The sequence below is a fragment of the Archangium gephyra genome (genome assembly GCF_042230915.1).
In the GTDB taxonomy this organism is placed as follows: Bacteria; Myxococcota; Myxococcia; order Myxococcales; family Myxococcaceae; genus Archangium; species Archangium gephyra_B.
Window position 1 is genome coordinate 9,777,457 of record NZ_CP102578.1, and the last position, 17,266, is coordinate 9,794,722.

At 69.6% G+C, this 17,266-nt stretch carries 18 protein-coding genes; 2 read left to right on the top strand and 16 right to left on the bottom strand.

The annotated features are described in order from the left end of the window. Positions 1-110: 110 nt before the first annotated feature. Both NR798_RS38470 and fsa read right to left on the bottom strand, forming a co-directional pair. On the bottom strand, positions 111-1,247 hold the full coding sequence (locus tag NR798_RS38470) for an acyl-CoA dehydrogenase family protein (RefSeq protein WP_375767543.1): 1,137 nt from the start codon (positions 1,245-1,247) through the stop codon (positions 111-113). Positions 1,248-1,351: 104 nt separating this feature from the next. Then, a complete protein-coding gene (gene fsa, locus NR798_RS38475; RefSeq protein WP_375767544.1) occupies positions 1,352-2,008 on the bottom strand; it encodes a fructose-6-phosphate aldolase in 657 nt (218 codons plus the stop codon). A gap of 166 nt (positions 2,009-2,174) precedes the next feature. Between fsa and NR798_RS38480 the strand changes: the two genes are divergently transcribed. Then, positions 2,175-3,251, top strand: coding sequence for an SIS domain-containing protein (locus NR798_RS38480; protein ID WP_375767545.1), 1,077 nt, complete (start codon positions 2,175-2,177; stop codon positions 3,249-3,251). 135 nt (positions 3,252-3,386) lie between these two features. Then, the gene (locus NR798_RS38485) at positions 3,387-3,548 is read left to right on the top strand and encodes a hypothetical protein (protein WP_375767546.1); all 162 of its coding nucleotides are present in this window, start codon (positions 3,387-3,389) and stop codon (positions 3,546-3,548) included. Between the two features lie 74 nt (positions 3,549-3,622). On the opposite strand, the gene NR798_RS38490 is transcribed toward NR798_RS38485, so the two are convergent. The 14 genes from NR798_RS38490 to dapA form a co-directional block, all read right to left on the bottom strand. Beyond that, positions 3,623-3,910: a hypothetical protein gene (locus NR798_RS38490; RefSeq protein WP_375767547.1), complete on the bottom strand. Its 288-nt coding sequence runs from the start codon at positions 3,908-3,910 to the stop codon at positions 3,623-3,625. A gap of 163 nt (positions 3,911-4,073) precedes the next feature. Continuing rightward, on the bottom strand, positions 4,074-4,784 hold the full coding sequence (locus tag NR798_RS38495) for a hypothetical protein (protein WP_375767548.1): 711 nt from the start codon (positions 4,782-4,784) through the stop codon (positions 4,074-4,076). Then, positions 4,774-5,328, bottom strand: a complete 555-nt coding sequence (locus NR798_RS38500) for an RNA polymerase sigma factor (protein WP_375767549.1) — start codon at positions 5,326-5,328, stop codon at positions 4,774-4,776. Before NR798_RS38500 ends, NR798_RS38495 begins: the two co-directional genes overlap by 11 nt. Positions 5,329-5,384: 56 nt before the next feature. Then, complete coding sequence (locus NR798_RS38505) at positions 5,385-5,825, bottom strand: hypothetical protein (protein ID WP_375767550.1); 441 nt, start codon at positions 5,823-5,825, stop codon at positions 5,385-5,387. Positions 5,826-5,891: 66 nt separating this feature from the next. After that, positions 5,892-7,088, bottom strand: coding sequence for a hypothetical protein (locus tag NR798_RS38510; protein WP_375767551.1), 1,197 nt, complete (start codon positions 7,086-7,088; stop codon positions 5,892-5,894). A gap of 360 nt (positions 7,089-7,448) precedes the next feature. Beyond that, entirely contained in the window at positions 7,449-9,113 is a 1,665-nt protein-coding gene (locus NR798_RS38515; RefSeq protein WP_375767552.1) for a pseudouridine synthase, read from the bottom strand. Positions 9,114-9,161: 48 nt separating this feature from the next. Next, positions 9,162-10,700 carry a hypothetical protein gene (locus NR798_RS38520; RefSeq protein WP_375767553.1) on the bottom strand — a complete coding sequence of 513 codons (1,539 nt, stop codon included), beginning with the start codon at positions 10,698-10,700 and terminating at the stop codon, positions 9,162-9,164. Between the two features lie 175 nt (positions 10,701-10,875). After that, the gene (locus NR798_RS38525) at positions 10,876-12,090 is read right to left on the bottom strand and encodes a cytochrome P450 (protein ID WP_375767554.1); all 1,215 of its coding nucleotides are present in this window, start codon (positions 12,088-12,090) and stop codon (positions 10,876-10,878) included. Between the two features lie 22 nt (positions 12,091-12,112). Next, entirely contained in the window at positions 12,113-12,601 is a 489-nt protein-coding gene (locus tag NR798_RS38530; RefSeq protein ID WP_375767555.1) for a hypothetical protein, read from the bottom strand. A 161-nt stretch (positions 12,602-12,762) separates the two neighbouring features. Beyond that, a complete protein-coding gene (locus NR798_RS38535) occupies positions 12,763-14,181 on the bottom strand; it encodes a hypothetical protein (protein WP_375767556.1) in 1,419 nt (472 codons plus the stop codon). Continuing rightward, positions 14,181-14,705 carry a 2-amino-4-hydroxy-6-hydroxymethyldihydropteridine diphosphokinase gene (folK, locus tag NR798_RS38540; protein WP_375767557.1) on the bottom strand — a complete coding sequence of 175 codons (525 nt, stop codon included), beginning with the start codon at positions 14,703-14,705 and terminating at the stop codon, positions 14,181-14,183. Before folK ends, NR798_RS38535 begins: the two co-directional genes overlap by 1 nt. After that, positions 14,702-15,469, bottom strand: coding sequence for a fumarylacetoacetate hydrolase family protein (locus tag NR798_RS38545; RefSeq protein ID WP_375767558.1), 768 nt, complete (start codon positions 15,467-15,469; stop codon positions 14,702-14,704). Before NR798_RS38545 ends, folK begins: the two co-directional genes overlap by 4 nt. Further along, a complete protein-coding gene (dapB, locus tag NR798_RS38550) occupies positions 15,466-16,248 on the bottom strand; it encodes a 4-hydroxy-tetrahydrodipicolinate reductase (RefSeq protein ID WP_375767559.1) in 783 nt (260 codons plus the stop codon). The genes NR798_RS38545 and dapB overlap by 4 nt, the downstream gene beginning before the upstream one ends. A 126-nt stretch (positions 16,249-16,374) precedes the next feature. Beyond that, positions 16,375-17,262 carry a 4-hydroxy-tetrahydrodipicolinate synthase gene (gene dapA, locus NR798_RS38555; RefSeq protein WP_375767560.1) on the bottom strand — a complete coding sequence of 296 codons (888 nt, stop codon included), beginning with the start codon at positions 17,260-17,262 and terminating at the stop codon, positions 16,375-16,377. Positions 17,263-17,266 lie beyond the last annotated feature (4 nt).

Consider the following 17,266-nt stretch of genomic DNA (forward strand, 5'->3'; position numbering starts at 1 on the left):
AACGGGGCGCACGTTCATGACGCAACGCGCCGCGTCGCGGGGCGGTGATCTACGCATCAACACCCCGCATCGGCAACGGAGAAGCGTCTGCAGCGGACAGTTTTTCTTCCCTACTTGAACAGCTCGCGCGCGATCACGAGGCGCTGCACCTGGCTGGTGCCCTCGTAGATCTGGATGAGCTTGGCGTCGCGCATGAGCTTCTCCACCGGGTACTCCTTGATGTAGCCGTAGCCGCCGTACACCTGCACGGCGTCGGTGGTGACCTTCATGGCCATGTCGGCGGCGAAGCACTTGGCGTAGGAGGACTGCAGGGAGGCGCGCTGGCCCTGGTCCAGCAGCCACGCGCTCTGGTGGCACAGCAGGCGCGCCGCCTGGATGTTCATGGCCATGTCGGCGAGCATGAACTGGATGCCCTGGTGCTCGCGGATGGGCTTGCCGAACGTCTTGCGCTGGGCGGAGTACTCCAGCGAGTGCTCGAGCGCGGCGCGGGCGATGCCCACCGAGAGGATGGCGGTGATGGGACGGCTGTTGTCCAGCGTCTCCATGGCGATGCGCCAGCCCTCGCCCTCCTCACCGATGCGGTTGGCCACCGGGACGCGCACGTCCTCGAAGGTGAGCGCCACGGTGTCGCTGGCGCGCTGGCCCATCTTGTTCTCGTGCTTGCCCACGGTGAGGCCCTTGGGACGGCCCTCCACCACGAAGCAGGTAATCCCCTTGTGCTTCTTGGCCTTATCCAGGGTGGCGAACACCGTGTACTGGTCCGCGTGGCCGCCGTTGGTGATGAAGCACTTGGCGCCGTTGAGCACGTAGTGGTCGCCGTCGCGCACCGCGGTGGTGCTCATGCCGGCCACGTCCGAGCCCGCCTCCGGCTCGGTGAGGGCGAAGGAGGCCAGCTTGAACTTCTCGGTGAAGGGCCGCAGCAGCCGCTGCTTCTGCTCCTCGCTGCCGCCCACGATGATGGGCAGGTTGGCCAGGTCATTGGCCGTGATGGAGGTGGCCATGCCCGCGCAGCCCCAGGCCAGCTCCTCGTAGGCCAGGAGCTGATCCAGGTGCGTCAGACCCAGGCCACCGTACGCCTCGGGGGTGGCCATGTTCAGCAGGCCGTTCTCCCAGGCCGACATCATGACCTCCCGCGGAAACTGGGAGGTCTCGTCGTGGTGCGCCGCCTTGGGGCGGATGACCTCGCGGGCGAACTTGCGCGCCGTGTCCTGCAGGGCACGCTGGGATTCGGTGAGCTGGAAGTCCATGGGTCCTCGCTGATGTGGGAGAGGGGACTACACGCCCCCTGATTCCAGAATCAACGAATACCCCGGACCGGAGAATTGTGCCAGCGCACCGCGCCCGCCAGGGCCTACGGCTTGGCGGACTTGGGGACCTTCTCCCAGTCGGCGAGGAACTTCTTGATGCCAATGTCGGTCAGCGGATGGTTGGCCAGCTGGGTGATGACGCTGTAGGGCAGCGTGGCCACGTCGGCGCCCATGCGAGCGGCCTGCAGCACGTGCACCGGGTTGCGGATGCTGGCCACCAGCACCTGCGTGGTGAAGTCGTAGTTCTGGTAGATCTCGATGATGTGGGCGATGAGCTCCATACCGTCCTGGGAGATGTCATCCAGGCGGCCCACGAAGGGCGAGATGTAGGTGGCGCCGGCCTTGGCGGACAGCAGCGCCTGGTTGGCGGAGAAGCACAGGGTGACGTTGGTGCGGATGCCCTCGGCGGTGAGCGCCTTGACGGCCTTCATGCCCTCCACGCCCATGGGAATCTTCACCACGACGTTGTCGTGAATCTTGGCCAGCCCCCGGCCCTCCTTGATGAGCTCGGGAGCCTCCAGCGAGACGCACTCGGCGCTCACGGGGCCATCCACGATGGAGCAGATCTCACGGATGGTCTCCTCGAGGCCGCGGCCCACCTTGGCCAGCAGCGACGGGTTGGTGGTGACGCCATCCAGCACGCCCATGGCGTGGGCCTTGCGAATCTCCTCCACGTCGGCGGTATCGATGAAGAACTTCATCTCGTCCCCTCTCCAGGTTCAGGTCAGGCGGTAAGCCTGTAATGGAAAACGCGCGGAGGCAGGAGGTGCGCTCCAGTCTGCCCGCCGGGCGTGCAGGCGCGTAGCCGATGCCCCCCGGTGCGTCAAGCTGGCAGGCCCGGGCGGGCTGGGGGTACAAGGGCGCTCCATGGCCCGCGCCTCTCGAAGCACCGCCCGGAAGCCCCGCCTCCGCGCCATTCCCGGACACGCCACGCCCGCTCCCACGCCCTCCCCCGCCGCCCCCGGCTCCGAGGACGAGCGCGAGGCCACGCTCGCCTACGCGCGCAGCGTGCTCGAGGCCGAGGCCCAGGCGATTCTCGGGCTGATGGGGCGGCTGGACGGCGCCTTCCTGCGAGCGCTCGAGCTGGTGCGCGACGCGGTGCAGACGGTGGTGACGGGCGTGGGCAAGGCGGGGCTGATCGGCCAGAAGCTGTCGGCCACGCTGGCCTCCACCGGCATCCGCTCCGTCTTCCTGCACCCCACCGAGGCCGTGCACGGGGACCTGGGCCGGGTGGGCCGCGGCGACGTCATCCTCGCCCTGTCCAACAGCGGCGCCACCGAGGAGCTGGTGCGGCTGCTGCCCTCCTTCAAGCGGCTGGGCGCCCCCGTCATCGCCATCACCGGTGACGCGGAGAGCCCGCTGGCGCGCGGCGCGGACGTGGTGCTGGACATCGGGCGAATTGAAGAGGCCTGCCCCATGGGCATGGTGCCCACCGCCTCCACCGCAGCGCTGCATGCCATCGGCGACGCGCTGGCCATGGCGGTGCTGCGCGCCCGGCCCTTCGGCTCGGCCGAGTACGCCCTGCTCCACCCGGGCGGGAAGATCGGCCGTTCCGTCATGCGCGTCTTCGAGCTGATGCGCTCGGGGCCCGCCAACCCCGTGGTGCGCGACACCGCGAAGCTCTCCGAGGCCGTGGTGGTGATGACCAACACCCCGGGCCGGCCCGGCGCCACCAACGTGGTGGACCGGCAGGGACGGCTGGTGGGCATCTTCACCGACGGAGACCTGCGCCGGCTCGTCGAGCAGGGACGGACGGACTTCGACGTGCCCATCCGCGACGTCATGGGCAAGCGGCCCCGGTGCGTGGGCCCCGAGGTGCTGGTGCTCGAGGCCACCAAGCTGATGCGCGAGTTCCGCGTGGATCAGCTCCCCGTCGTCGACGCCGAGGGCAAGGCCGTGGGCCTGCTCGATGTGCAGGACCTGCTCGCCGCGCGCTACTTCTGAGAATCTTCCAGCGCCATCATCCCCGCGCCGGAGCCCGCGCCCCGCCCGGGGATTTCACGTATTGACAGAGGCTTCTCATACACGGAGTGTTGAGACTCCAGCCGCTGGTGGCTGGCGATTGCTTGGAGTCGCTCCATGACGAAGAAGAACCTGATGGTGGTGGCGGTGTTCGTCGCTGGCCTGCTGGGTGGTGGCACGGCGGCGATGGCGCTCTCGCGCGCTGACATGGCGCCCTGCCCGATTGACTTCACCTGCCGCGACAACTACGGCCGCTGCATCCAGTGCCCGGAGTGGTGAGCACGCAGTGAGGCGCGGGAGACCGCGTGCACCCGGGACGGCCCCGGACGCACGCGGTCACCCACGGTGCTGGCTCACGGCTGGACGCGGCACTCGTTGATGTAGAGGTACTCGGAGAAGGACGTCGTCCGTCCCCAGATGTAGGCGCTGCTGCTGCCACACCAGCACTCCCAACCGCCCACCTGGTTGGTCATCGAGGCATCCGAGTAGAAGGCGCGCTCGTAAGCCTGACCGTTGCACGCGGGGAGCGCGTCCTCACGGGTGCTCATCGCCGACTCGGGCTCCTGGGTCTCGATGGGGGCACCACAGCCCACCGCCATGAAGGCCACTCCCAACACACCACCGATGATGTTCGCTCGCATGATTCCTCCTGAATGGACATGCCGTGTTCGCGCGGCTCATCGACGGTAGCACGAGGTCTCACTCTCCGTGAGAAACCAGCAACACGCGAAGCAGAAACACCACTGCGGGGTGTGAGACCTCTTCTGGAGTCTCTGGCTGGGAGCCCACCGCGCCAGGAGCTGGCTACTCGGGAGATGGCTGCGGCGCCGGCACCTGCTTGCGAACCTTCACGCGCATCCGCGGGTGCTGCGGATCCTCCTCGACCTCCACGTCGATCTGCGCCCCATCGCCCTCCTGGCGCCGCAACTCCTCGATGAGCCGCCGCCGCGCCAGCTCCCGCTCCTCGGGCGAGGCTCCGGCGCGGAACAACCGGTGGCCCACCACCCCGAGCAGGTTGTCCCGCACGCGCCCCTCCAGGTTCGTCACCTCCACTGGAAGGCCGGCGAGCTCGGGCATGGCGCGCAGCCGCTCCACCGCGTCGCCCCCCTGAGCGAGCCGATCACCCCAGACGTCCACCACCAGCGTGACCGGCCCATCCGGGGTGCGGCGCAGCATGACGCCGACATCCACCAGCCGGCTGGACTCGGACACGAAGGCCTTGGCCACCCTGTCGCCGAGCCCCGGTGGCACCTCCTGGCCCGCCGGCAGCACCAGCCGGATGCGCTTGCCCACCTCCACCTTGTACTCGGCGGAGACCTGGGTGGCGCTCACCAGGACCAGCAGGAGGCCCACGGCCGTCGCGTACCTCCACAAGGGAGAGCGGACGCGCCGGGCCCGGCGCTCCACCCGCGTGTCATAGGCGGCGAGCAGCTCCTGCTCGAGCCGCGCCCGGTGCTCCGGATTCGCTGGCGGCTCGCGGCCGCGAAGCGCTCGGGAAAGCTCTTCATCCGTCATTGGCCAGCTCTCCTCTCGCCGGGCCGGCATCCCACCGCGCCCGCAGCTCGCGCACCGCTCTCGAGGTGCGCTGTCGGACCGCCGCCTCGCTCAGTCCCATCACCTGGGCCACCTCCGCGAAGCGCAAGCCGTCCCCGAAGCGCAACATCAGCAACTCGCGCGTCTCGGCCGGCAGCCTCGCCAGCTCCGAGCGCACCCGCTCCGCGTCCTCCTCCCCCATCAGGCGCTCGAGCGGCCCCATCCCCGCGTCGGGCACGGCCGCGGCGGCCTCCTCGGGCACCAGCCCCGCCCGGCCGCGCACGTGGTCCACCAGCGCGTTGCGTGCCATGAACAGGGTGTACGAGAGCACGCTGCCACGCTTCGGATCGACACGGTCGAGCGATTCGAGCAACCGGAAGAACACCTGCCCCACGAGGTCCTCGGCGTCCGCCGCGCTCGGGACACGCCGGTGGACGTAGCGCGAGACCGGGCCATACAGCGCCCGGTACAGGTCCCGGAAGGCCTCACGGTCCCCGCGCTGGCTCCGGAGGACCAGGCGGGACAACCATGCATCGCGTAAGGGCCAGGGAAGTCGGGGCATTGCCAGGGTCTCCCGGGTCCCTATTCCTTCTTGATGATCTTCACCACCTTCTTGACGACCGTGCCCTTCTCCCCGTGGAGCTCGCGCTCCAGCCGGCCCTCGCCCTTCGGGCGGTCCTTCGGGTCGAGCGTGGAGACCTGGATGTCCGCCGTGGCCAGCACCGGGAACCCATCCCGGAGCGACTGGGGGATGTCGGCCTGGGGCACGGTGCTGCCCCACAGGTCCATGGTGAGCTCCTGCTGGCCGGACGTATTGTGGCGCATCACCCGGACCTGGCGCTCACCGCCGCCGGCGGCCATGAGCGACTCGACCAGCTTCTCCGCATCCGGAAGCTCGCCGCTCGACTCGGCGAGGCGGATGGCCACGCGCGTGCCCGGCTCCTGGCTCGGCGGGGACGCGTGCACGGTGAAGGAGAAGAAGCAGAGAGCGGCGAGGATACGGGTCCACATGTTTGCGCGCATGGTGCGCCTCCTTTGGCGTTGAGTGCCGCCAGGAATTACGGAGCACGCGCGAAAGTGTGACAGCGCTCAGGAGCCGGTGGGCTCGCCCTGCCCGCCCTCGCCCGCCGCGAGGGGTGGTGCCTCGGCCCTGGCGGGCTGCGTCAGCAGCGCACGGGCGGCGATCTCCGTGAGCGTGTAGAGGATGAAGGCGTCCTGGTCGTCGATGGGACGCTCGTCCTGCAGGGCGTGGATCTTCTTCCGCCGCTCGTTGAGGGCCGAGAAGATGTTGTCCTCGAAGCGGCCGATGAGCCGGTGCTGGCGGCAGGCCCCCACCAGCTCGCCCAGCGTCGCACGTCCCACGTCCTTGTTGCCCACGCTCGTCACGGGTGGCTCATGGGCGGCCAGCAGTCCGCGCAGCAGCCGCTCGCAGCAGCGCGCGCACGCCACCACCACCTTCTGCGGCTGGCGTTCCTCCAGCGCCAGACGGGCCGAGGCCAGCTCCTGCAACAACTCGAGATCATGGGTCTGCCAGGTGAACAGCGAGACCGGCAGGGCGAGGGTGTCCGTGCCCAGGGAGGTGAGGGTGAGCTGCGGGCCGTGCTGCTCGTCCACCACGTCCAGGTAGCCGAGCGCTACCAGCTTGCGCAGCCGCAGGGTGAGATCCCTCGCGCCAATGGCCATGTCGTTGATCATCACCGCCGCCACATCGCTGCCACTCTGGGCCACCAACTGCAGCACCCGGTAGTCGAGCGTATCGAGCGGCGTGCGGGTGGACGGCAGAGGCCGGGCCTCGCCAAGCGCGCTCCGCGCCGAGAGCACCCCCCGGGGATCGAAGCCCACCAGCCAGCTCTGCTGATGCAACACCGCTGGCAACAGGCCCACCCCCACCACCGCGAGCAGCAGATCGGCCCAGAAGCTCGGCAGGGCGAAGCGCTCGGGCCAGACGACGAGCAGGAAGCCGTCGAGTGCCACCAGGACCTGGAAGAGGTTGCAGAAAACGGGGTAGAGACGCAGCAGCGCGCGGTGCTGGTACACCGAGACGTCGGTGAGGCCCAACCGCACCAGCACCAGCACGGCGGGGTAGGCACCCGCGAGCACGAACAGCCCGCCCAGCCGCACCAGCAGCCGCACCTGCGCCAGCGCCGAGGCCTCCACCCAGACTGGGAAGGTGAGCCGGGCCACCAGCGGTGTCGCCACGCCCAGCGCCACCACCGCCAGGATGACCGCGGCCCGCCTGTCGCGCAGGGCCCCCAGCTCCAGATGCTTGCGTCCGGCGTTCGCCATGGCCGCACAGCATAGCCCCGGAGACAGGACGCCTGTCCCCTCCCCCACTCCCGCGGAACGGCCGCGACGCAAGTCACGCCCCCCCAGGTGCTGCCGGCCTCCCGGCCGCGTTCTTCACGAACTTGTCCAACTGTTGGACAACTTTTGCGACACCGGTCCCGGAGCGGTCCCCCTGCTTTCGCGATGAGGCCGGACCTCCAAGCCAAGCAAAGTAATTCCGTTCAGGGGGGGGAAGGTCCCGGCCGCGCTCGGGAGCAACTGGTCCTACTGTCGGACCAGTCGGCACGCCGCTCGGCCAGAAGGTGCCCTCCGCGTTGCGGCAAGAGCCCCCTGAACGGATTTACTTCGTATGGCTTGGCTTCAGAACGGCGCAGGGCTTTCGAGCTCGAGGCGCGCGCCCGTATGCGGATGGATGAACGTCAGGGCCTCGGAGTGGAGCAGCAGGTGCGTGTCGTCACCGCCGTATAACCGATCGCCGGTGACAGGCGCACCGAGGCCGAGCGGATGCGCGGCATGGACACGAAGCTGATGCGTGAGCCAGGTGCGGGGCCAGAGCGACACCCGTGTCCGGGAGCCGCTGCGCTGCGTGACGCGCCACTCGGTGATGGCGCGCTTGCCGTGGAGCGGGTCCACGAGTTGGCGGCGACGGTCCTCCCGGTCGGTCCGAAGCGGCAGCTCGATGACGCCCTCGTCACGGGCGACGTGGCCGTCGAGCCATGCGACGAAGCGCCTGTCGGCCTCGCGCCGCGCGAACTGCCGCTGGAGCGCCGCGTGGGTCTCGGGGTCCTTGGACAGGAGCAGCAGCCCGGAGGTCTCGGGCTCGAGTGCGTGCACGACGAGCAGTCCGGACGCCTCCGGGTCCCGCCGCCGCAAGCGGACGAGCACCGAGTCACGTGAGGACTCGTGACGGCCGGGGATCGACAGCAGGCCGCGAGGCTTGTCCACGACGAGCAACCACGCGTCCTCGTACACAATCCTCGGCTCATCCACCGGGCCCGGTGCCGCGCCGGGGAGCGGCTCCAGGGCGACGGGCAATCCCTCGAGCATGTACGGCAGGACGCCGCCGCACTTGCTCCGGCACGCCGGGTAGTACACCCCCGCGAGCCGGCCGCCCGTGAGGGGTGGTGCACCCCACCAGAACTCAGCGAGTGCCAGCGGCCGAAGTCCATGGCGGTAGGCCTGCGCGAGAAGCTTCGGTGCGGCGCAGTCGCCCGCGCCTCCCGGCGGCGGCTCGGGCGCGAAGAGCGCTCCCAGGGGCCGGCTCTCGCCACGCGCATTCGGGATGACGTAGCTCTCGGCGATCTGCCGCCACAGTTGCCGCGAGCGCTCGGCGCGCTGGTGTTCGATCCCGGTGCGTTGCGTGTCGAGCGCTCGCAGGGCCGATACCAGGACCTCACGCTCCTGCTGGTGCGCGGCCTCCAACTGCTGACGTTCCGCGGCGTCAGCCCGGCTCTCCTGCCCGAGCGTGTGAAGCGCCGCACGGCGCTCATCGTCTCCGGCCTCTCCGTTGGCCAGACGCTGACGCGCGTCGTGCCGGAGACCCCGGTTCGCCTCATGGCGAGCACGCATCCCGGCGATGGCGGCCCCATGGCGCTCGGTCATCTCCGCGAGGCGCGCGCGCAGTTCGAGCGCCCCTTCCCCCCCGGTCAGCTCGGCGTGACGCTCACCGAGCGCTCGCAACTCCGCCTCGCCAGCGGGCAGGAACGCATCACGCGCGATGGAATCGAAGAGGGGCGGGGCAAACCCGTCGACCTCCCAGCGGCCGTCGAGCATGCCCGAGAACCCGCGGAGGTAACCGACGCGGCCATCCGGAGCCGCGACGACCAGCACACCGAACATCTTGCCCTGGCCGGGTGCGTCGAGGGCACCGAGGTCGAGCCCGCTGGCGAGGCCCCCGTGGCGCAGGAGCCGCTGCAGCTCCTCGGCGGCCCGGCGCGCCAGGGCATGTGGCGGGCTGGGAGCGAACGGGTCCGTGAGCCGCAACGGCACTTCGGCTGGAGCTGGCTGCGGCTCGAAGTACGTCACGGGAAGAGACACGGGAACCGGAGTGTAGCGCCGCTGCGGCCCCGAGGCTCAGTGCCTCGTACGCACGCGGTTGTACTCCTCGATGGTCGGAGGGTACTCGTCCCAGAAGTCGAGCGAGCCGCTGTTCCCCAACAACGTCTCCTGCCGCTTCTTCTCGTCCGCGTCGGAGGCCACCATCCCGAAGCCATAGGTCTTCTGGGAGCCCAGGGCCTCTCGCAGCGGCGCGAGGGGCAGCGAGACCTCCACCCGGTAGCCACGCTCCGTCTTCGACCAGGTGCCGGCCCCGGCATATTCCTCGTCCACCTCGCGCACCTGCTCTGGCGCACCCTGCTTCCAGAGGCGGAGCTGGACCTTCCCGTCCGCGGCCAGGAGCACCCCCAGCTTGAGGTGGGCGCGCGGCCCCTTGAAGTCGAGCTCCAAGTGGTCCGAGTGCACGGCTGGGCCGTCACCGGCGGGCTGGAGCACATCGTCCTCGACCTCGGCATGGAACCGGAGGTCTTCACCGACACGCATCGCCTGCCACGTCAGGGAGAGGTCCTTCGCATCCCGCCAGTTGTCGAGCCCCCAGCTCACGTGGCCCAGCGCGTAGGCGTGGACTGTCAGCGCGGCCGCTGCCCCCGCCGGAGCCGAGCTGGCCTCTTGAACCGGGTAGGACTCGCCACTGTCGACATGCAGTCCGGCCGTCTCCACGAAGGCCATGTGGTCGGGCCGCTCACGGGAGATGCATTGCGTGCCGCCCCGGCTTCCCCTGAAGCCGCAGATGGTGCAGGTGAAGCAGTAGCGAGCCGCGTCCAGGGAGAACACATACTGCTGCTCATCCTCCCCCAGCAACGTGCCCAGGTTGAGACGCTCCACGTTGCCGTTCTTCACCGTCAAGGCGCACGCGGATTCGTCGTGCTCACCCGAGGAGGTGTCCAACACGAGCACGCAGACGCCATCGCCGTGACACTCGTAGAGCGTCGGCTTCACGGCCTCGTTCCCTTCCGAGTCACAGACCTTCCGGGCCTTCGCGAGCACGGCCTCGGGGATGCGGCCCTTGATCTTCGGCTCGGCGGGCACACGTTGGCTGTTGAGCCGGCGCTCGAGCAACGCGTGGTGCGTGGGAGACAACCACTCCCGTTTGTCGGAGGTGATCTTCGATCCATCCGGGGAGAGGGTCATGACTCGCCGCCGCATCAGCGCCGCACCGAACCCCACTTCCCTGCGCCGCCCTTCTGGATCGTCCCCATTGTTCTCCTCCAGGCTGGCCAGTCCGACGAACTCCACCTGGCGAGGACCGAGAAAACGCGCCTTTCCCCCAATCAGGTCGGTCTCATCCGAGGAAGCCCCCAGCGGCTTTCCCTTCCGGTCGGTCACCGACAGGGTGGTCGAGTAACAGGTCCCCACGAAACAGGGCCCGAGCGATTCGGTGATGGACCAGACGCAGAACTTGCCGCCACAGATCAGCCGGCGATTCGTGGTCAGGCCATCAGGAGACCCCTCGACGAGCCGTTCGTCCGGCTCGGTGGAAGGCTCCTGGGCCCGCCCCGCCCCGGAGAAAAGCAGGAGGGACAGCAGCACAGGGGAGAACAAGGTCTTCGGATTCATTCGCGTTCCTCGCCGCATCCCACTCCAACCATCCGGACCAGGGCTCTTCAGGGATGCGCTTGCAGAACAGAACAGGGGCACCTTCCGGCCGCGCGGTGCCGACTGGTCCGACTGTCGGACCAGTTGCTCCCCATCGCGACCGGAACCTCCCCCCTGAGAACCTGCTTCAGCTGTATCAGGAGAGCTTGACCGGCAGCTGCTTCGGCCCGCGCATGAGGATGCCCGTGCGCCACTTCAGCGACTCCGCCGGCTTGGCCAGGCGCAGGTTGGGAAAGCGGTTCACCAGCGTCTGGATGGCGATCTGTCCCTCCAGCCGAGCCAGCGGCGCCCCCAGGCAGTAGTGGATGCCCAACCCGAAGGACACGTGCTTGTTCGGATCGCGGCCCAGGTCGAGCGTGTCCGGGTTCTTGAACTGGCGCTCGTCCCGGTTGGCCGAGGCGAGCACGGCGAAGACCAGGTCCCCGCGCGGAATCTTCACCCCGCTCACGGTGAGGTCCTCTCGCGCGACGCGCTCGGTGGCGATCTCCACCGGGCTCGCGTAGCGCAGGAGCTCCTCGACGGCCGGCTCGATGAGGCCGGGCTCCTTCCTCAGCCGCTCCAGCTGCTCCGGATGCTGGAGCAGGGCGAGCGTGCCGCCGGAGATCAGGTTCACCGTGGTCTCGTGCCCGGCCACGAGCAGGAGGAACGCCATGCTGACCAGCTCGTCCGGGGACAACTTGTCACCCGCCTCCTCCGCCTGGATGAGCGCCGAGAGCAGGTCATCTCCCAGGGACGTGCGCCGCTGCGCGATGAGCTTGCGCAGGTAGCGGGTGAACATCACCACGCTCGGGATGGAGAGCAGCACGTCCGTCATGTCCGAGTTCGAGACGAGCCGGTTGGACCAGTGCTGGAACTTCCGGTAGTCGCCCGGGGGGACGCCCAGCATCTCGGCGATGATGGTCACGGGCAGCAGGAACGCGTACTCCTCGACGAGATCCATCGAGCCCTTGCGCGCGGCCGCGTCCAGCAGCTCGTCCGACACGGCCTGGACGCGTGAGCGCAGCCGCTCGATGAGCCGCGGCGTGAAGGCCTTGTGTACGAGCGTGCGCAACCGGGTGTGGTCCGGCGGATCCCGGCTCAGCATGTTCTGCACGAGCGGGGTGAAGAACTTGAAGAACCAGGGCAGCTTCGCCCGCTGCTCCGGGGTCATGCTGCCGAGGCGATCCTTGCTGATGCCTCCGTGCTTCAACACCTGGGCGACGTCGTCGTAGCGCGTCACCAGCCAGCCCACCTCGTTGGCCGGGCCCTTGATGCGGAAGACCGGCGCCTCCTCGCGCAGGCGCGCGTAGAGGGGATACGGGTTGGCCTTGAAGCGCTGCGACTTGAAATCGGGCTGCGTCAGGGTCTGCATGTAGGGCCTCCCTCGGGAGGGTCTAACACGGCCCGGGCAGGCTCGCGGAGCCGCATCCGGACGCGGGCCCCGCGAAAGCTCCCACGCGCCGCATGCGCTCGGCCGGGGCTCGCAGTCCCGCCTCGTCGAGGTGCCGGGCCGCCCAGGCCTTCGCCGCGTCCAGGTGGGCGACGATCGTGTAGGGCACGGGCGGCGGCCTGAAGTGGAAGATGACGCTCATCGTCAGCACCACCGTGGGCGAGGTGATGACGTAGGCGAGGCCCAGCAACGTCTGGCGCATCAACGCCGCGTTCGCCTCGAGCCACTCCACGTGCCGCTGCCGCTGCTCGGTCGACAGCAGCCACAGGGCGCTCAAGTCGAAGATGCAGAGGTGGGGCTCGCCCCGCTGCAAATATTGAGTGGACCTGTCGAGGTAGGCCTCGAAGGCCTGGCGCGAGGGCTCGCCGGAGAGACGCACGCCCAGCAGAGGCCAGTGAGAGTCATCGAAGAAGAACGGGGCCGCGCGGTTCATGGGAACCAAGATGTGGCGGCGGTCCCGTTCTTCAGCAAGGTGTGCCCGTGTGTTTTGCCCTACCCGAGGGGTCGGGCACCGTCTCAACGAACTTCTACAACCCAAGTGCCACGGCTTCTTCGGGTTGTAGAGGTTCTCGGGGTTGCTGGCTCAGCCTGGCGTTACTGGCTCAGCTTGGCCTGCAGCGCGGCGCTGGCCGCGTACTCCGGCGCGGAGGCCGCCAGCTTCGTCCAGAGCGCCTTCGCGCCCTTCACGTCGCCCTTGGCCTTCAGCCTCTCGCCCAGCTGGTCCACCGCCGCGGGGTCCGAGCCCACCGCCACGCCCCAGATTCCTTCCGCCGTGTCCTTGCCCAGCCCCATCAGCGTCCACGCCATGCCCGCCCGCACCCGTCCGTCCGGACGCAGCGGCATCACCTGCCGGTACGCCGCCAGCGCCTCGGCGTAGCGGCCCTTCGCCAACAGCTCCTCGCCCTGCTCCACCGTCTGCGTGAGCTGGGCCTCGAGCTCCGGCGTGCGCTCGACGTTCTGCATCGCCTGGATCGTCTCTTTCGAGAGCGCCGGCGCCATCGGTCCCGCCTGGCCACCACCCGCCATCGGCCTCGCCTGGCCGCCACCCCGCGGGCCACCACCGGCCTGCGCCATCATCGGATTGGCCGGCAGGTCCAGCTTGGAGGCCCGGATGTTCCGGTCCTCGGCGCGCGAGGCCTGCCACTTCTTCAGGCCTCCGGCCTTCACCGCCTCGTCCGTCATGCGGCCCAGCTTGCGCGCCAGCTCCGCCCGCGGCGAGCCCGGGTTCGCCGCCAGGAAGGCCTCGAAGCCCTCGTGCGCGGCCTGCAGCGCCTTCAGGTCCTCACCCTTCGTCTCGTACAGCAGCGCCGAGTGCCCGAAGAGCGCGTCCGCGGACGTGGGCTCCACCTCCAGCACCCGCTCGTACGTCTTCAGCGCTCCCGCCGCGTCCCCGGAGAGGAAGAGCGCGTTGGCGCGCATCGACTCCACCTCCAGCACCGGCTCCAGCGCCGCGCGCGCACAAGCCGCCGCGCCCGCCGTGTCGCCCTTCTTCGCGCGCTCCACCGCCGCCGCCGCCATCTCCTCCACCGGCGACATCGCCGAGAAGCCGCACTTCGCCTCCGCGGCGCTTTGCACCGGCGTCTTGCCCAGCTTCTTGCGCTGCGCCAGGAACAGCTCGCGCGCTGCCTTCGCCTTCTCCTCCGCCTGCTGGAAGTAGGGGATGGCGTCCGCCGGCCGGCCATTCGTGTAGTAGAGCTTGCCCAGCGACGAGGCGATCTCGAACGTCTTCTCCCGCTCGCGCAGGCCCTGCATGCTGTCGAGCTGCTCGAGCAGCTCCGCCGCCGAGGGCGGGGCCCGGCCCGTCATGGGCGGGTGGCCCTCGGGCATCTGTCCCGGGGCCGCGCCATTCGAGGCCCCCGCTCCCGAGCCGAAGGAGGGATGGCCCTCGGGCATGCCCGGGGAGGAGGCGGCCGGACGCTCGGACTGCGAGCCAAAGGGCGGGTGACCAGCGGGCAGGTTGGTGGGCTCGGCGGCGAGCAGGGCCGCGGCCGTCAAGGCGAGGGAGAGGGTCATCACTCGGTTACCGGGAGAAGGGTTTCAGGCCACTGGGTGGCCGCGCACCGGCGCACATCTTGAGGGGCAAGCTGGGTGAGCAGCTCCACCACCGTCATGCCCAGCACCGGGTGCTCCGCATCGGGAGCGAGCTCGGACAGCGGCTCCAGGGCGAAACGGCGTTTGTGCAGCTCGAGGTGGGGCACCTGGAGGTTGGGGTCCGCTACCACTTCCCCATCCCACAGCAGGATGTCCAGGTCGATGGGACGGGGTCCCCAGCGCGGTCCCTCGGGCTGGCGGCCCAGGTCGCGCTCGATCTGCTTGAGGATGCAGAGCAGCCGCTGCGGGGGCAGCGAGCACTCCAGCGCGACGACGGCGTTGAGGTAGTGCGGCTGCGGCGGACCCACGGGCGCACTCTCGAAGAGAGAGGAGCAGCGCAGGACGGCCACTGCATCGATACGGGACATCGCCTCCAGGGCGGAGACGAGTTGGGCTTCGCGGTCTCCCTCATTGGAGCCCAGCCCTACATAGACGGTGGCGCTCAAGGCCCCATCTCAACAGGGTTGGCCAGGGTCCCGATTCCCTCCAGCTCCACTTCCACCACGTCCCCGGCCACCAGCCGGCCCACCCCCGAGGGCGTCCCCGTGCTCACCAGGTCGCCCGGCAGGAGGGTCATGATGTGGGAGATGAAGGACACCAGCCTGGCGGGGCTGAAGACCATGTCGGAGGTCCGGCTGTCCTGTCGCACCTGTCCATTCACCCGGCAGAGGATGTGCAGGTCCGCCGGGGACAGGCCGGTGACAATCCAGGGCCCGGCGCAGGCGAAGGTGTCGTAGCTCTTGGCGCGGGTGTGCTGAATCTCGCGGCGCTGGATGTCGCGGGCCGTCACGTCGTTGATGCAGGTGAGGCCCCAGATGGCGCGGGCGGCGGTGGCCTCGTCGGCGTTCTTCAGGCGCTTGCCGATGACGAGCCCCAGCTCCGCCTCGTAGTGCACCTCCTGGCTCGCCGGGGGAAGCTGGATGGGCGAGCGGTGCGCGTTGAGCGCGCTGGAGGGCTTGATGAAGAGGAGGGGCTCGGCCGGGACGGGCTTGCCCATCTCCTCGGCGTGCTTGCGGTAGTTCTGCCCGATGCACACCACCTTGGAGGCCTCGGAGGGCACCAGCAACTGCACCGCGCTCAGTGCCACGCGCCGGCCCGTGTCCTCTCCGCCGGCCCACGGCGCGCCGGAGAGCACCACCACCTCTTCACCCTCGATGCGGCCGTGGTGCGCACGGCCCTCCTGCTGGAAACGGCAATAACGCGTCGTCATGACGTCCTCTGGAAGCCGAGCACGTCGGCCATGTCGTAGAGCCCCGGCGTGCGGCCCGTCACCCAGCGTGCGGCCCGCAGGGCCCCGAGGCCGAACTGGTCCCGGTTCGTGGCCCGGTGGGTGAGCTCGATGCGCTCGCCCTCGCCAAAGTAATACACGGTGTGCTCGCCCACGACGTCTCCGCCGCGCAGCGTCTGCACGCCAATCTCCTGCTTCGGGCGCGCGCCCATCTGTCCGTGCCGGGCGAAGGTCAGGTCCTCCTGCCCCCGTCCCAGCGCCGAGGCGAGCACCTCGGCCAGCTTGAGCGCCGTGCCCGAGGGGGCGTCCTTCTTCATGCGGTGGTGCGCCTCGAGCACCTCCACGTCGTAGCCCTCGCCCAGCACGCGCGCGAGCTCGGCGGCCATGCGGATGACCACGTTCACGCCCACCGAGGTGTTGGGGGCCAGCACCACGGGGATGGACTTCGCGCTGGCGGCGACCTCGGCGCGGGACTCGGGGGTGAAGCCCGTGGAGCCGATGACCATGGCCACGCCGCGCTCGGCGCACTGGCGCGCGTGGGCCACGCTGGCCTCCGCGCTGGTGAAGTCGATGACCACCTGGGCGCGCGCGCTGTCGAGCACCCGGCCGAGGTCCTCGCCTCCGGAGACACCGAGGGCCTCCAGGCGCGAGGCCTGGCGCGCGGTGGCCCCGGCCAGCTCCAGGTCCTTGGACTCACGGACGAGGCGCAGCAGCGTGCCGCCCATGCGGCCGGTGACTCCAGTGATGACGGTGCGGATCATGGTGTCCCTGTATCGACCCTCACCCTAACCCTCTCCCAAAGGGAGAGGGGACATCCACGGTGAGGACCCAGGTGAGTCCCTCTCCCTCTGGGAGAGGGTCGGGGTGAGGGTATGCGCGCCTCGGGTTCACCCCTGGACGAGGCCCAGCTTGCGCAGCTCGGCCTCCAGCTTCTTCGCGTTGGTCTCGGACATGGGGACGAGGGGCAGGCGCAGCTCCGGTCCGAACAGTCCCAGCTTGTGCAGGGCCCACTTCACGGGAATCGGATTGGACTCGATGAACAGCAGCCGGTGCAGCTCGTTCATCCGCACCTGGAGCTCCCGCGCCTTGGCCAGGTCCCCGGCGCGAGCGGCGGCCACCAGGTCCGCCATCATCCGCGGGGCGACGTTGGAGGACACGGAGATGACGCCCTTGCCGCCGCAGGCGATGAAGGGCAACACGGTGAAGTCATCGCCGGACAGGAGCGTCAGCCGCTCGCCGCACTTCTCCACCAGGTCCACCGCGCGGGCCAGGTTGCCCGTGGCCTCCTTGATGGCCACCACCTCGGGGAAGTCGCACAGCCGCAGCGCCGTCTCCGGCAGCAGGTCCACGCCCGTCCGGCCCGGCACGTTGTAGGCGATGATGGGGAAGCCGGGATGGGCCCTGACCACCGCCCGGAAGTGCTCCACCAGGCCCGCCTGGGTGGGCTTGTTGTAGTACGGCGTGACGATGAGCGTGCCGTCCGCGCCGGCCTCGCGGGCGCGCTTCACGTTCTCAATGGTTTCCGCGGTGCTGTTGGAGCCCGCGCCGGCCACCACCGGCACCCGGTCCGCCGCCTCCTCCACCGCCACGCGGATGGTGCGGAAGCGCTCCTCGGCGGACATCGTGACCGCCTCACCCGTCGTGCCCACGGGGATGAGCACGCTGGTGCCTCCGGCGATCTGCTGCCGGACGAGCGCACGGTAGGAAGCCTCATCGAACGCCCCCTCCCGGAACGGGGTGGCAAGCGCGGTCATCGAGCCTTCGAAAGTCCTCATGCTG